We start from the raw sequence: 13,196 nt of genomic DNA, 5'->3' as shown, positions 1-13,196 counted from the left end.
GGTCAAGCGGGACGCGCCAAAAGCGGCGCGCCCCTTATCTTTACGTTAGGTTCACAAAGTGCTTCTATTCGATCTTCTCCAAGTCGTAAACCCTGGCCTCAACCCCGAGGAATGCAAACTCCATCTGGCCACGTGGAACGGAGAAGAAAATCCAGTCGATGTTTTTCTGGCTGGTAATTTCGATGAATGGCAACGGTGGCAAACAAAGCGCAATTTCGAGCGGAAATACGTTATCGCTTTAATTGCGCTCCCTGCGCAAAATCAGTGGCTATTCGCAGGGCTCTACACAGCTCATGGTTCCGAGTGGAAAAAAGAGCACAACTTGCACTATTACCAAATGGTTCCAGACGTGTCGTGCGCGGAATTTGAAGGGCGCTTGGTTGTGTCCTTTTCCCGCACAGGAAGGCAGTCGTACTTGAATGCCGAAAACTGGGCTGCCGAAATTTCTGTAGCAGAGTTGAAAGCGGAAAAACTCTCCATTGCCGAGTTCCCAGGATATCGCAGCATCAATTTATCCAAGGGAGAGCTTGATGCAATCGTGCGCCAATCAATTGAGTCTTGGCGTACCGCTCTGTCCAATGTTGCAGGTGTCTACGTCATATCCGATACCGCAAGCGGCAAACTGTATGTCGGTAGTGCCACTGGCGAAGGTGGTATCTGGCAACGGTGGAGCCAGTATGCCGCTACTGGTCATGGTGGCAACAAGGAACTTCGAGATTTGCTTCGGGAAACCGGGGCAGTTTCAGCCGAGAATTTTCGGTTCGCTGTGCTGGAAATAGCAGATATCCATTCAAGCGAGAAAGAGGTTCTTCGTCGCGAATCTCATTGGAAGGAAGTCCTCCTAACGAGAGAGCATGGCTACAATGCAAATTAAGAACCTAACAAGTAAATCCAGGGCGCCCCAAAAACCGCTGCGCGGTTTTCGGTCGCCTGATTTTTGGCGTTAGCCCGAAGAAAGCACATGGAAGTTTTCGTCAGAAAAGCGGAACTCGGAGATGCGGCATCAATTGCGAGAGTCCATGTGGCCGCGTGGCAGGCGGCGTACGTCGAGTTCATGGGCAATGATTTCTTAAACTCCCTGTCGGTTGAACAAAAGAAAGAGCAATGGGTCAACGCCCTGCAACAGCCAGGTCCCGGGAAATATCTCGTTGCTGAAGTCGAAAACAAAGTTCAGGGCTTTGCTGTGTTTGGTCCAGCTCGTGATAGCGATCTTGATAAAACAGCGAGCGAATTGGTCGCGCTCAACGTCCATCCAGAATTTTGGCGCCAGAAGCTTGGTGCTAGCCTTATGAAAAGGGTAATCCAGTGCGTTTCGCAAGAATGCTACGAATCGGTACACTTGTGGGTCATAAAGGGTAACTCACCAGCTATTGAGCTGTACGAGAGGTCCGGTTTTGAGTATTCAGGTACGAGTAAAACAGATAGCCAGCATTCCGGTAAGGCGCTGCACGAGTTGCGCTATTCCAAATCGCTGGTGGGCTAACAAGGCGTTCAAGCCGCTCGCTAAGCTCGCTCGGACGCTCGGTACTCCGCACCTTATTGCGCATGGCTTCGCCATTGTTGCGCAAACGGTGCTCCATACCGAGCGCCGCTTAACTGGGCGTTAGCTTTCACTTGGGAACGGCATGAGCATAAACGCAGCGCTTAACATCTTTCTGGAAGAGTATCCGCAAGCTCTAGAGCAGCGGTTCTCGGGACACTCGGTCGCCGATTTCATCCGTAACGATGTGCCAGCAGCTGTTCGAGATGTGCTTGATGTTAGCGATCGCTATTTAGTTCATGGCAGCCCTGGACAAGGCAACTGGGCCAAAGTCCCATGGGTGGCGGTTTACGATCGCTTCATCACCGAATCAGCCCAAGACGGCTTCTATTTGGTCTATTTGGTTCGCGAAGACTTCAAGGGAGTGTATCTGTCGCTGAACCAGGGTGTTACAACAGTACGTAAAGTTTATGGCGCAGATGCCAAAGTTGCACTTGCAGCACGGGCGGCTGATTACATAGCGAGACTCGGAAGCGTTCCCGCAACTACAGTGACCGGAGCCATTGATCTTGCCGTGGAAAAAGCGTCGAGCCTCGGGGCATTCTACGAGGCAGGCGCTATCTGTTCGAAATATTACGAACGGGGCAGCATTCCTGCCGACGACGATCTTGCTGATGACCTTCATCAGTTCGTTGATCTTTACTTCCGCCTCGTGACGAAAGATCTGACTCCAACATCTTCAAGCTCCGCGGAGGATGATGAGGTTGGATTAGAACAGGAAGACCTAACAAAGCTGCGCGAACACAAGCGAATTGAACGAAATCGCAAGCTTTCTGAAAAGGCCAAAAAAATTCATGGATACACGTGCCAGGCCTGTGGTTTCGATTTTTCACGGCAATATGGCGAAATTGGCCGGACATATATCGAAGCTCATCACCTCACGCCGCTCCATACGTTGAAAGGACAAAAGGTATCTTTGGACCCGGAAACTGATTTTTCTGTCCTCTGCTCAAACTGCCATCGCATGATTCATCGGTCAGAGTTTGTTGATAAAGTTGAAGAATTTAGAGCCCGATACGTGGTGCGACGTGAAAGCTAACAAATCGTTGCTGCGGACGTTTGACCCGCCACACATTTTTGCTGCCGCAAAAGCGGGCGTCGCCTCAAACGCACCTGAGCTCAGGCGTTAGGTCGTAACATGGAAGCTAGATTGATATTTCGTGAACTGATGACTTCATATTCTGATGAGATCTTACTGTTAGGAAGTACAGTCTATGCGAGCGGAGGCACAACTATCCCCGCGCTCATTGAGGAACACGATAAAGCGCAGCAGTACTATATAAAGCTTGGTACCGAGTACGAAGCAATGGGTTGGTCAATTTTTCAAGCCCTCCATACAGCAGCATTCAGGGTTCTTGAGAGTGGAGGCACGGTTCTACGGAAGAAACTGGTCAGCTTTGAAGATGTGTCCGAGTTTTATAAGGAAAACCTTGCTTCAATTGAAGAGCAACGGGGTACAAATGCAACCTAACACATCGCTCAACCCGACCGCCCACCGGCTGCGCCGCTGGGTTCCCTCCGCGCGTCGCGCTCCGGCGGCGGGTTAGCTTAGGCGTTATGGCTCAAACATAGCAAGATCCGGGTCGCAGATGACTACTTGAATCTCCATACTTCGTTCGTACTGGAACAAATTCTTGTCAGCACGAAAATAAACTGTGGAGGTCTTGCAAATGTCTGCGCTATCTAACAAGGTCGCTATTATCACCGGCGCAAGTTCCGGAATCGGCTATGCAACAGCAAAGCTATTCGCCCGAGAGGGTGCCAAGCTCGTCGTCGCTGCGCGACGACGAGCGGAACTTGACGCACTCGTTGAGGAAATCACCCAAACGGGTGGCCGTGCCGTTGCACTTGTCGGCGATGTCAAGGACGAGAGCTTCGCGAAAGACCTGGTTGGTCTGGCTAAAACTGAGTTCGGCGGTCTCGACGTGGCGTTCAACAACGCTGGCACGATGGGTGAGATGGGGGCCACAACTGATGTGTCGCTTTCCGAGTGGGAGGACACGATCCGAACGAATCTGACAAGCGCTTTCCTTGGAGCGAAGTATCAAATTCCCGCGATGTTAGAGCGGGGCGGCGGGTCTCTGATCTTCACGTCGACATTCGTCGGTTACACGGTGGGTTTTCCGGGAACGGCAGCCTATGCCGCGAGCAAGGCCGGGCTCATTGGCCTCACGCAGACGCTTGCGTCTGAGTTTGGCGCCAGGGGTGTCCGGGTGAATGCCCTCTTGCCGGGCGGCACGGATACCCCCATGGGCCGGATATTTGCCAATACGCCGGAAACTTTGGCGTTCGTGCAAGGCCTCCACGCGCTGAAGCGTATGGCGTCGCCGGACGAGATCGCGCAATCGGCCCTCTACCTCGCATCCGATGCGTCGAGCTTTACCACCGGTTCGGCGCTGCTTGCCGACGGCGGGTTTTCCATCAATCGAACATGAATATGCACAGACGCTATGTTTATGGAAAACCTGAATGTCAGATTATGACCGCATAGCCGAAGCAATTTCTTTTATTGTCAGCCGGGTGGATAGCCAGCCTACCTTGCAGGAAATTGCGGGGCATTTACACCTGAGCCCCTTCCACTTCCAACGCCTGTTCAGCCGCTGGGCCGGTGTCACGCCCAAAAGATTCTTACAAGTGCTGACGTTGGAGCGTGCAAAACAATTGCTGAGAGAATCGAAGCCGCTGCTTGAAGTGTCGGACGCCCTGGGATTGAGTAGCGGCTCGCGTTTGTATGACCACTTCGTTCATCTGGAAGCGGTTACGCCCGGTGAATACAAGACGGGGGGCGCGGGTTTAACAATTGAATATGCCGTACACGACACGCCTTTTGGAAAAGCATTTATTGCCACCACTCCCAGAGGTATCTGTAGTTTTGCGTTTCTCGAAGGAACGGAAATTGATGAGCGCCTCGCTGTTTTACATAAAAAGTGGCCGAATGCGCTGATGCATGAAAATCGTCAGCGAACGCTTGCGGTTATTAAGAACATGTTCGGCGAAGAAAGAAACCTGGACCGCCCCGTGTCTTTGCATGTTTCCGGAACGAACTTTCAGATCAGTGTGTGGAAAGCGTTGCTACAGATACCTCCGGCCGCGGTGGTGAGCTATTCCCAGGTGGCAACCGCAATCGGCCATCCGGATTCTGCGAGAGCCGTTGGGCTGGCGGTAGGTGCGAACCCAGTCGCGTTCCTGATACCCTGCCACCGCGTCATTCAACAAAGCGGTAAGTTGGGCGGTTATCATTGGGGCGAAATCCGGAAACAGGCAATCCATGCATGGGAATCGGCAAGGTATGAGGGGCCTCAGCCATAACATGGCGTTCGAGAGGGACGCGCCAAAAGCGGCGCGTCCCTCAACTTTACGTTAGCCGTAATATGGAAAAGTGGAAATTTTATTCTCGCGAAGCACTTACGCAAATAGAATTTGCTGAAAAAGCATGGGCGTCATTTATTTGCTCGGAAAATGATGAGGTGGTTATTGATATATTTCTGCACTTACAGCATTTTCTCAGCCATGCCGCCATGGTCGATAAGCTACATGACACAAAGAATGGAAGCGAACGAGAAAAACAATTTAAAGGCCATATTGATTTGTCAGATGTCGATCTAAAGCCATTTCGTAGGTTGCGAAACCATTTAGAGCATTTTGATGAGCGTCTTGATAAATGGGTGTCCGATTATGAGGGTTATCCAATATTTGACATGAATCTCGTCACAGGTACAAAAGGCTTTCCCGAAAAAGCCTTTTTACGAGCATTAGACTCACACACCTATAAATTTCATGGTGAAAGCTATGACTTGGATGGCTTGTATAATACCTTGCAAATAATAAAACAAAGGTTGCCGGCATGAACAACACGGCTAACAAGGCGCTCGTGTGGAACGGCTTGCTTCGCTGCGCCGCCCCACAGCTTAAACGTTAGGCACTCGGGCGATACTTGGTGTTTTCTGCCAGCAGTTCGGTAGCCCTATCTGGCCGCAAACACGCCCTTCAAATTCCGGGTCGCGTATCGTCAGGGCTTGGTGCATAGTGGTAAGTCAGGGCGTCGCCCACAGGGAGGTACCGCACGTCATGCGTTCGCAGTCTTTACATCATTCCGCGCCTAACATCACGCTCAACCCGACCGCCCACCGGCTGCGCCGTTGGGTTCCCTCCGCGCGCCGCGCTCCGGCGGCGGGTTAGCTTAGGCGTTAGGCACTCTGGAGGTTCTTGGTGTTTTCTGTCATCAGTTCGGTAGCCCAATCTGGCTGCAAACACGCCCTTCAAATTCCGGGTCGTGAATCGCCACCAGATTGCTAGCCACCTTTCAGCCATCCAGAATGGTTATCAGAGAGGTACTCATGAGCAGCAAGCGTTATCCCGAAGAATTCAAACGTGAAGCGGTCCGGCAGGTAACGGATCGTGGTCACAGCGTGGCCCAGGTTGCCGATCGATTGGGCGTCACGACCCACAGCCTGTATGCCTGGATCAAGAAGTACGGCCCACGGTCCGATGAGTATCAGGTCAAGGCCGATGACCAAGCTGAAATCCGCCGCCTGCAAAAGGAACTCAAGCGAGTCACGGAGGAGCGCGACATCCTAAAAAGGCAGCGGCGTACTTCGCCAAGGAATCCGGGTGAGGTACGCCTTTATTGCGGAACATCGTAAGCAGTGGGCTGTGCGACGGCTATGCGCCTTACTGGATGTGCATCCGAGCGGGTTCTACGCCTGGATGCGCGCACCACGGTCTGCACGAAGTCGCGAGGATGACCGCTTATCGGGGCTGATCAAACAGTTCTGGCTAGAGTCGGGGGCCGTCTATGGCTATCGCAAGATTCACAGCGATCTACGTGAGGTTGGCGAGACATGCGGTCCCAACCGCGTGCATCGCCTCATGCGCGGAGCAGGTATACGGGCACAGGTGGGTTATCGAAAACCACGACACAGGGCCGGCACTGTCCACCAGGTCACCCCAAATCGTCTGCAGCGTCAGTTCAACCCGGAGGCACCGAACGAGGGCTGGGTGACTGACATCACGCATATCCGTACCCACGAGGGCTGGTTGTATCTGGCGGTGGTACTGGATTTGTTCTCGCGCCGGGTCATCGGTTGGTCCATGCAATCACGGATTACCCGAGATTTGGTGCTGGATGCGTTGTTGATGGCCGTATGGCGGCGCAAACCCACCGGCAAGGTGGTGGTGCATTCGGATCAAGGCAGCCAATACACCAGTCACGACTGGAGTGCGTTTCTGAGAGCCCACGGGCTGGAGGGCAGCATGAGCCGGCGCGGCAATTGCCACGACAATGCGGTCGCGGAAAGCTTCTTTCAGCTACTGAAACGTGAGCGGGTAAAACGGAAAATCTACAACACACGAGACGAAGCCCGGGCTGACATCTTCGATTACATCGAGATGTTCTATAACACCCGACGTCGTCATGGTTCTAACGAATTGATGTCGCCTGTAGACTACGAGAGGCGTCACCACGAACGGTTGGAATGTGTCTAGGGAATTGGTGGCGATTCATCGCGTATCATTTGGGCTTGGTGCATAGTGGCAAGCAAGGGCGTCGCCCACAGGGAGGTTCCGCACGTCATGCGTTCGCAGTTTTTGCATTACATCGTGCCTAACAACACGCTCAACCCGACCGCCCACCGGCTGCGCCGCTGGGTTCCCTCCGCGCGTCGCGCTCCGGCGGCGGGTTAGCTTAGGCGTTAGGTTGCTCAAACCCATGGCACCGATGCCTGATTTCTGGCAAGAACACAAGGCTCGCTTACGCGGCTACATTGCCAAACGCGTACGAGAACGCGATGAAGTCGACGACATACTCCAAGATGTGTTCCTCAGGGCGCACACGAGCCTGCATACGGTCAAATCGCACGGCAGCATCGCGGCCTGGTTGTTCCGTGTTGCCGCGAACGCCATAGCCGACCACTACCGGTCGCAGAAACCGTGGGACGTGCTTCCTGATGAGCTTGCGGCACCCGAGCCAGAACGTGATTATGTCGCCGAGTTAGCGAGTTGCCTTCAGCCATTGATCGCGGATCTGCCAGAGACTTACCAATCCGCCCTTGTGCTATCGGAGCTAGAGGGCCTACCCCAGAAAGAGGTGGCCAACCGTCTGGGTATTTCCCTCTCCGGTGCAAAATCCAGAGTACAACGTGGCAGGGAGAAGTTGCGCCGACGCTTACTCGATTGCTGCGACATCGAAACCGGACGAAATGGCATCATCGGCTACGACCCACGCGACAAGAACTGCGATGGAAGTAGTTGCGGCTGACAGGAAAGCCTGCGTCTTTTTCGCCGGATCTCCGTCTATAGGGGTACGACGCAACGAGCGTCGCAACCTTGAACGATAGGAGAAATTTATGGATTCTTTGAAGAATGACGAGATACGCCAGGCAGTACGCCAACAATATGGCCGTGTGGCTGAGAGCGGCGGTGCAAGTTGCGGTTGCGGACCGACATGTTGCGGCACACCCACGGCCAGTGCGGAAACCCTGTCCCAAGGGCTCGGCTACACGGCTGACGACGTCGGTGCTGTACCTCAGGGTGCGAACATGGGGTTGGGTTGCGGAAACCCGCAAGCTATCGCCGCGCTGAAATCGGGCGAGGTTGTGCTCGACCTTGGCAGTGGCGGCGGCTTTGACTGTTTCCTCGCCGCGCGGCAAGTTGGCGATACGGGTCAGGTCATCGGTGTGGACATGACCCCTGAAATGATTTCCAAGGCCCGTGTTATTGCGGAGAAGGGCGGCTATGGGAACGTCGAATTCCGTTTGGGTGAAATCGAGAATTTGCCGGTGGCGGACAGGACTGTAGATGTCATCATTTCGAATTGCGTCATCAACCTGTCGCCGGATAAGCTTCGTGTGTTCAGCGAAGCGTATCGCGTCCTAAAATCGGGTGGCCGGCTGGCAATTTCGGATGTCGTCGCCTTCGCCGCGTTGCCGGAAGCAGTCCGGCAAGACATGGCGCTTTATACAGGCTGCATGGCCGGTGCTTCTTTGGTGTCAGAGGTCGAGGCGATGTTGCGGGTGAGCGGATTTACAGAAATTCGCGTGGCCCCGAAAGACGAGAGCACATCGTTCATCCGCGATTGGGCGCCGGAAACGGATATTGCGGAATACGTTGTGTCGGCAACCATTGAGGCCATTAAATCCGCAACCTAACAATCGCGTCAACCCGGACTGTCCAAAGCTGCGCCGCTTCGTTATGCAGCTTTGGGCAGCCGGTTACGCGAAGCGTTAGGCGTTCCGCGAAGTCACTTCACCCTGAAAGGAGTATCAAATGAATCGGATGATATTTGTTAACCTACCTGTCACCGACCTCAAGGCGTCAACGGAGTTCTACAAGTCGATCGGCTTTAAGAACAACCCTCAGTTCACTGACGATATGGGAGCATGCATGGTTTGGAGCGAGGCAATCAATGTTATGTTGTTAACGCATGCCAAGTGGCGCACATTTACGAATCGTCCCATCCCGCCCGCTACGTCGAGCGAAGTGCTTCTTGCACTGTCCTGCGAAAGTCGAGAGGCGGTAGACGAAATGAATAAGGCGGCAAGTGCGAACGGCGGGACAGCCGATATCAATCCCGTCCATGATCTTGGCTTCATGTACAACCGCAATCTAGCGGATCCCGACGGTCATGTCTGGGAGGCCATGTGGATGAACCCAGTCGCCATCCCATCAGGTAATTAGGCTAATGATTGTGTTGCCGTTGCCTAACATAGCGTTCGAGAGGGACACGCTGAAGCGCGCCCTTCAATTTGAACGTTAGGCGCCAACCAAGGACACTCGCAACTGATATGGCACTTACTGAGTTCGAGATAAAGCGCCTGGAGAAGGTTGTCGGTTCCTTCATCGAGAAGCACCGCCCGGCGCCACAGATTCGTCCACAGCTTGATCTTTCCTACCGCATCAACGGGCAAAGCGTAGAGATTTTTGAGATTCGTCCCCGTTGGAGGGGTGAGCCTGGTGAGTTCATGGAGCATCCCATTGCAAAAGCTACCTACGTCAAGACCAAGGAACTCTGGCGGATATTCTGGATGCGTGCTGATCTGAAATGGCATAGTTACCCTCCCTCGCCGCAGGTTGGTAGCATCGAGAAATTCCTGGCGCTGGTGGCGGAGGACAAGCATGCCTGCTTCTTCGGCTAAACCATTGGTGCCTAACAATTCGTCCAAGCCAATCGCCCACTGGCTACGCCAGCGGTCGGCGGCTTAACTCAGGCGTTGGGCATACCCTCACCATTCACTAACCATAAACCCTTACTTAATCGACCTAAAATGAAAACATTCATATTTCCGTTTTTACTTATTTCAGCAACTGCTTTTGCCCAAGAACCACCTTACATCTATCATCAGTTTGGTTACAGTCCGCAGAATGCTTATGCGCAGGGCCTTTCACACACTCAGCAAGCTGAGCTAGATAATTGCATTCAGTTTGCAAAGAAGCGGGACGAAGCTTCAAAGAAAAATGCAGAAAAAATGGCGGCCATTTATGGAAATCAAGTACTGCAATACGACTATTTTGGGGTCTATATAACCGGTTGCCTTGCAGATGAAAAAGATGGAAAAGGTTGGTCGGTTCAAGAGAAAAAAGGAGATCAATGGGAAAGAGTTAGGTCTCGTTTCGCGGTCCGCACTTTCATGAAACTTGATCCGACACAATAATGCCCAACCCTGCATTTGAGCCGACCGCCGCAAACGGCGTCGGCTCAATTTGATCGTTAGAAGCAGAAGACCGCTTGTGCGCCGAGCAATAAGGGTTTAGTTTCTATACCATGGCTGCATTTGAGTACGACGAACGGAAAAGTCAGAGCAACCGGAAAAAGCACGGGATCGACTTCGTCGAGGCTCAAGGGCTTTGGAATGACCCGTATCTTGTTGAAATTGCAGCGAGAACGACGGAAGAGGCGCGTTTCTTGGTGATCGGAAAGATCCAAGAAAAGCACTGGTCAGCGGTTGTCACGCCTCGCGACGGCAATATCCGAATTATCTCGGTCCGTCGCTCCCGAGCAGAAGAGGTAGCGATTTATGAAAGCTAAAAGTTTCGACGCGAAATTTGACAAAGGAGAGGATGTCACCGACGTCCTCGACCTGTCCAAGGCTCGCCGGCCTCTCCAGGAACAACGCCGGGTGAACGTGGATTTTCCCACCTGGATGATCGAGTCCCTTGATCGAGAAGCTGGTCGTTTGGGGGTCACTCGCCAGTCAGTGATCAAAATATGGCTCGCCGAGCGCTTAGAGCAGATTGCTCCTAACAAGTAGTCCCGGCGCATCCCAAACACTACGCGGCGATGTGCGCATGCCTGCGGCATCATTGCGCAAACGCCGCTCCGCGTTCGGGGCCGCTGAACGTAGACGTTAGGCACTTGGGCGATTCTTGGTGTTCTCTGTCAGCAGTTCGGTAGCCCAATCTGGCCGCAAACACACGATTCAAATGCCGGGTCGCGCATCGTCGGGGCTTGGTGCATAGTGGCATGGAAGGGCGTGGCCCACAGGAAGGTACCGCACGTCATGCGTTCGCAGTTTTTGCATTACATCGTGCCTAACAACACGCTCAACCCGACCGCCCACCGGCTGCGCCGTTGGGTTCTTTCCGCACGTCGTTTTCCGATGGTGGGGTAGTTTAGATGTCAGACAGCCAAAGGAACGAAGATGCACTCGATTGAGACTTTGATCCGCAAAGCGGATACCGCAATCAACGAGGAAGATTTCGACACCTTGCTCGATTTCTATGCCGATGACGCCGTTCTCGTGATCAAGCCCGGAATGAACGCGGTGGGCAAGGAACAGATCAGGAAGGCGTTCGAAGCGATCGCGGCGCACTTCTCGCATAGTCTGGTTGTGAAGCAGGCCGGGATGACCATCCTGGAAACCGGGGATACGGCGCTGGTTTTGGCGAGGACGGTGATTACCGCGAACAATCTCCCGGCCACGGAGCGGGCGGCCACCTATGTGTTCAAAAAAAATCCAAACGATCGGTGGGTTTGTGCCATCGATAATTCGTACGGGCACGATCTGCTCCGGGTAGATGACTGATAAGGACACAGTCTCGACTAAGTAGGGGCGTACCCGTATTCACAGCGAGGTTGGGTTGGCATTAGCTGCTTGTACGCTGAACCTGTTTCAGCTTGCGCAAACGAAAGGAGTCTCCCAATGAAGCCGAGAATCAGCATGATTACCCTGGGCGTGCGTGATCTTGATGTCGCCATCCGGTTCTACGAGGCGGGCCTCGGCTTTCCCCGGATGGAGTCGCCGCCCGAGGTCGCGTTTTTCACGCTCAATGGTACGTGGCTTGGCTTGTACGGCCGAGCGGCATTGGCCGAGGACGCGGGGGTTTCCTCGGAGGGCAGCGGGTTCGAATCCTTCGCACTGGCCCACAATGTGGGTTCCGAGCAGGACGTGGATGACGTCATGGCCCAGGCCGTCGACGCCGGGGCTACCCTCGTCAAGAAACCGCAAAAGGTCTTTTGGGGCGGTTACAGCGGTTACTTCAAGGATCCGGACGGCCATTTATGGGAGGTGGCCTACAACCCGTTTTTCTGGGTGGGGCCATCGGACGTGGATGAATAGGTCGCCCTTGTCGCGGGTGTCTGCACCGGTCTTGTATGTTTATTGCCCATGAACGGCATGAGATGGGGAGAATTCGGATGTTCGGTCTTTTTCGCAACCCGGTGATTGCACTGTGTCTGATCGGCTTTGGTGTCATGCTCGTCTATGCGGGGCACAAGAACGGGCATGAGTTTGGTGCCATGCGCGATCACGGCAAGACGGCGGTCGCCGAGATCACGCGGCTCGAATGGCGCGAGAAGAAATCCAACCATGACGATCGGACCTATAGCGCCAAGGTCCGGTTTACGACCGAGGATGGGCAGGTCGTGCATGAGGAAACGAGTATCCCGAAGGAGTTCGGCCGGGATTTGCGCAGCAAGGCCGTACCGGCCGTGATGACCGTGCGCTATCTGCCCGAGTCGCCGACGACGTTTTGGGACGTCCGTACGGAAGATTCTTCCGATGCACAGGGGGCGATTGGCGGTTACATGCTGTTTGCCGGCCTGGTCATGCTGGTTCTTTCCTTTCTGTTCAAGGACCGGGGAGGTTCAGCCGGGCGTCAGCGGCGGTGATGCCTTCCGTTACCCGATGCTCAGGCACCCTGGTCAGCCTGTAATTTCCCGCGCAGGAACCGGTATTCATGCCAGGTCAGGGCGATAACCACGAAATCCACCACGGTGAGCATCAGTAGCCATGGCGAGTGCGTGAAGGTGAAGCGGTAGAGCTGGTAGGCGACGAAGAGGCTGAGCACGACGAGTGCGGTGGGGTAGTACCAGAGCCGCTCGCGGAGCAGGCCGATGATGAGCCATAGCTTGATGGCGCCATGGCTGATCAGGTAGAGGGCGGTGAAGTGCTGGGTGCCGATCGACAGATGCTGCACCGTGTGCAGCAGGTAATTCGCCACCAGGTCGTGGGGATCTTCCTGGAGTTCGCCCTGCGTCACGAGATTCGCCAGACGAATAAGCAGGGTGTGCGTCACGAAGAGGGCGGCTATGCCGCCGGCGAGTTCGAGCAGGGCGAAGATTGCCTTGAACCAGAGACTGATCTGGAATGCCCAATGAACGTAACGTTCTGCGATATACCATCGGCCTATTCGCATGGTTTCTTGCACCTGTATGGTCAAT

19 protein-coding genes are annotated in these 13,196 nt (G+C 54.1%); 18 read left to right on the top strand and 1 reads right to left on the bottom strand.

The features are described 5' to 3' along the window. Positions 1-58 precede the first annotated feature (58 nt). The 18 genes from A9404_RS04395 to A9404_RS04315 all read left to right on the top strand — a co-directional run bounded on the left by A9404_RS04395 (position 59) and on the right by A9404_RS04315 (position 12,644). Positions 59-874, top strand: coding sequence for a GIY-YIG nuclease family protein (locus tag A9404_RS04395; protein ID WP_066099039.1), 816 nt, complete (start codon positions 59-61; stop codon positions 872-874). An 87-nt stretch (positions 875-961) separates the two neighbouring features. Beyond that, positions 962-1,483 (top strand): GNAT family N-acetyltransferase, encoded by a 522-nt coding sequence (locus tag A9404_RS04390; protein WP_066099037.1) that lies wholly within the window; start codon positions 962-964, stop codon positions 1,481-1,483. Positions 1,484-1,625: 142 nt separating this feature from the next. Next, positions 1,626-2,579: an MrcB family domain-containing protein gene (locus tag A9404_RS04385; protein ID WP_066099035.1), complete on the top strand. Its 954-nt coding sequence runs from the start codon at positions 1,626-1,628 to the stop codon at positions 2,577-2,579. A 99-nt stretch (positions 2,580-2,678) separates the two neighbouring features. Next, positions 2,679-3,011: a hypothetical protein gene (locus A9404_RS04380; protein ID WP_156521233.1), complete on the top strand. Its 333-nt coding sequence runs from the start codon at positions 2,679-2,681 to the stop codon at positions 3,009-3,011. A 199-nt stretch (positions 3,012-3,210) separates the two neighbouring features. After that, a complete protein-coding gene (locus A9404_RS04375) occupies positions 3,211-3,975 on the top strand; it encodes an SDR family oxidoreductase (protein ID WP_066102782.1) in 765 nt (254 codons plus the stop codon). Positions 3,976-4,009: 34 nt separating this feature from the next. Then, on the top strand, positions 4,010-4,849 hold the full coding sequence (locus A9404_RS04370) for a bifunctional transcriptional activator/DNA repair enzyme AdaA (RefSeq protein WP_066099031.1): 840 nt from the start codon (positions 4,010-4,012) through the stop codon (positions 4,847-4,849). 62 nt (positions 4,850-4,911) lie between these two features. Then, positions 4,912-5,388 carry a hypothetical protein gene (locus A9404_RS13340; RefSeq protein ID WP_156521232.1) on the top strand — a complete coding sequence of 159 codons (477 nt, stop codon included), beginning with the start codon at positions 4,912-4,914 and terminating at the stop codon, positions 5,386-5,388. A gap of 489 nt (positions 5,389-5,877) precedes the next feature. Then, a protein-coding gene (locus A9404_RS04360; RefSeq protein ID WP_156521231.1) for an IS3 family transposase occupies positions 5,878-7,024 on the top strand; the annotation gives its coding sequence in 2 pieces (ribosomal slippage) (positions 5,878-6,128 and positions 6,127-7,024; 1,149 coding nt in all). A 223-nt stretch (positions 7,025-7,247) separates the two neighbouring features. Beyond that, on the top strand, positions 7,248-7,796 hold the full coding sequence (gene sigZ, locus A9404_RS04355; protein WP_197490429.1) for an RNA polymerase sigma factor SigZ: 549 nt from the start codon (positions 7,248-7,250) through the stop codon (positions 7,794-7,796). Positions 7,797-7,884: 88 nt separating this feature from the next. Further along, positions 7,885-8,685 carry an arsenite methyltransferase gene (locus tag A9404_RS04350; RefSeq protein ID WP_066099026.1) on the top strand — a complete coding sequence of 267 codons (801 nt, stop codon included), beginning with the start codon at positions 7,885-7,887 and terminating at the stop codon, positions 8,683-8,685. Between the two features lie 118 nt (positions 8,686-8,803). Then, the gene (locus tag A9404_RS04345) at positions 8,804-9,214 is read left to right on the top strand and encodes a VOC family protein (protein WP_066099024.1); all 411 of its coding nucleotides are present in this window, start codon (positions 8,804-8,806) and stop codon (positions 9,212-9,214) included. A 107-nt stretch (positions 9,215-9,321) separates the two neighbouring features. Continuing rightward, complete coding sequence (locus tag A9404_RS04340; RefSeq protein WP_066099023.1) at positions 9,322-9,672, top strand: DUF3024 domain-containing protein; 351 nt, start codon at positions 9,322-9,324, stop codon at positions 9,670-9,672. A gap of 129 nt (positions 9,673-9,801) precedes the next feature. Beyond that, positions 9,802-10,188 (top strand): hypothetical protein, encoded by a 387-nt coding sequence (locus tag A9404_RS13335; protein WP_156521230.1) that lies wholly within the window; start codon positions 9,802-9,804, stop codon positions 10,186-10,188. A gap of 110 nt (positions 10,189-10,298) precedes the next feature. Then, positions 10,299-10,562, top strand: coding sequence for a BrnT family toxin (locus A9404_RS04335; protein ID WP_066099021.1), 264 nt, complete (start codon positions 10,299-10,301; stop codon positions 10,560-10,562). Then, positions 10,552-10,785 carry a type II toxin-antitoxin system BrnA family antitoxin gene (brnA, locus tag A9404_RS04330; protein WP_066099020.1) on the top strand — a complete coding sequence of 78 codons (234 nt, stop codon included), beginning with the start codon at positions 10,552-10,554 and terminating at the stop codon, positions 10,783-10,785. The genes A9404_RS04335 and brnA overlap by 11 nt, the downstream gene beginning before the upstream one ends. Positions 10,786-11,175: 390 nt before the next feature. After that, the gene (locus tag A9404_RS04325; RefSeq protein WP_066099018.1) at positions 11,176-11,559 is read left to right on the top strand and encodes a YybH family protein; all 384 of its coding nucleotides are present in this window, start codon (positions 11,176-11,178) and stop codon (positions 11,557-11,559) included. A gap of 117 nt (positions 11,560-11,676) precedes the next feature. After that, entirely contained in the window at positions 11,677-12,093 is a 417-nt protein-coding gene (locus tag A9404_RS04320; RefSeq protein ID WP_066099016.1) for a VOC family protein, read from the top strand. 77 nt (positions 12,094-12,170) lie between these two features. After that, on the top strand, positions 12,171-12,644 hold the full coding sequence (locus A9404_RS04315) for a DUF3592 domain-containing protein (protein ID WP_066099013.1): 474 nt from the start codon (positions 12,171-12,173) through the stop codon (positions 12,642-12,644). Between the two features lie 20 nt (positions 12,645-12,664). Here the strand turns inward: A9404_RS04315 and A9404_RS04310 are convergent, their stop codons facing one another. Further along, entirely contained in the window at positions 12,665-13,171 is a 507-nt protein-coding gene (locus A9404_RS04310) for a DUF2127 domain-containing protein (protein WP_066102779.1), read from the bottom strand. Positions 13,172-13,196 lie beyond the last annotated feature (25 nt).

The organism is Halothiobacillus diazotrophicus, assembly GCF_001663815.1.
Lineage (GTDB): Bacteria > Pseudomonadota > Gammaproteobacteria > Halothiobacillales > Halothiobacillaceae > Halothiobacillus > Halothiobacillus diazotrophicus.
Note: the sequence above shows the minus strand (reverse complement) of the source record. Positions and strands in the feature narration are given on the sequence as shown.

Excerpts from the sequence above, each read along its gene's own strand:
- A9404_RS04390 (WP_066099037.1), top strand. The coding sequence starts at position 962 with ATGGAAGTTTTCGTCAGAAAAGCGGAACTCGGAGATGCGGCATCAATT.
- A9404_RS04385 (WP_066099035.1), top strand. The coding sequence starts at position 1,626 with ATGAGCATAAACGCAGCGCTTAACATCTTTCTGGAAGAGTATCCGCAA.
- A9404_RS04380 (WP_156521233.1), top strand. The coding sequence starts at position 2,679 with ATGGAAGCTAGATTGATATTTCGTGAACTGATGACTTCATATTCTGAT.
- A9404_RS04375 (WP_066102782.1), top strand. The coding sequence starts at position 3,211 with ATGTCTGCGCTATCTAACAAGGTCGCTATTATCACCGGCGCAAGTTCC.
- A9404_RS04370 (WP_066099031.1), top strand. The coding sequence starts at position 4,010 with ATGTCAGATTATGACCGCATAGCCGAAGCAATTTCTTTTATTGTCAGC.
- A9404_RS13340 (WP_156521232.1), top strand. The coding sequence starts at position 4,912 with ATGGAAAAGTGGAAATTTTATTCTCGCGAAGCACTTACGCAAATAGAA.
- sigZ (WP_197490429.1), top strand. The coding sequence starts at position 7,248 with ATGGCACCGATGCCTGATTTCTGGCAAGAACACAAGGCTCGCTTACGC.
- A9404_RS04350 (WP_066099026.1), top strand. The coding sequence starts at position 7,885 with ATGGATTCTTTGAAGAATGACGAGATACGCCAGGCAGTACGCCAACAA.
- A9404_RS04345 (WP_066099024.1), top strand. The coding sequence starts at position 8,804 with ATGAATCGGATGATATTTGTTAACCTACCTGTCACCGACCTCAAGGCG.
- A9404_RS04340 (WP_066099023.1), top strand. The coding sequence starts at position 9,322 with ATGGCACTTACTGAGTTCGAGATAAAGCGCCTGGAGAAGGTTGTCGGT.
- A9404_RS13335 (WP_156521230.1), top strand. The coding sequence starts at position 9,802 with ATGAAAACATTCATATTTCCGTTTTTACTTATTTCAGCAACTGCTTTT.
- A9404_RS04335 (WP_066099021.1), top strand. The coding sequence starts at position 10,299 with ATGGCTGCATTTGAGTACGACGAACGGAAAAGTCAGAGCAACCGGAAA.
- brnA (WP_066099020.1), top strand. The coding sequence starts at position 10,552 with ATGAAAGCTAAAAGTTTCGACGCGAAATTTGACAAAGGAGAGGATGTC.
- A9404_RS04325 (WP_066099018.1), top strand. The coding sequence starts at position 11,176 with ATGCACTCGATTGAGACTTTGATCCGCAAAGCGGATACCGCAATCAAC.
- A9404_RS04320 (WP_066099016.1), top strand. The coding sequence starts at position 11,677 with ATGAAGCCGAGAATCAGCATGATTACCCTGGGCGTGCGTGATCTTGAT.
- A9404_RS04315 (WP_066099013.1), top strand. The coding sequence starts at position 12,171 with ATGTTCGGTCTTTTTCGCAACCCGGTGATTGCACTGTGTCTGATCGGC.
- A9404_RS04310 (WP_066102779.1), bottom strand. The coding sequence starts at position 13,171 with ATGCGAATAGGCCGATGGTATATCGCAGAACGTTACGTTCATTGGGCA.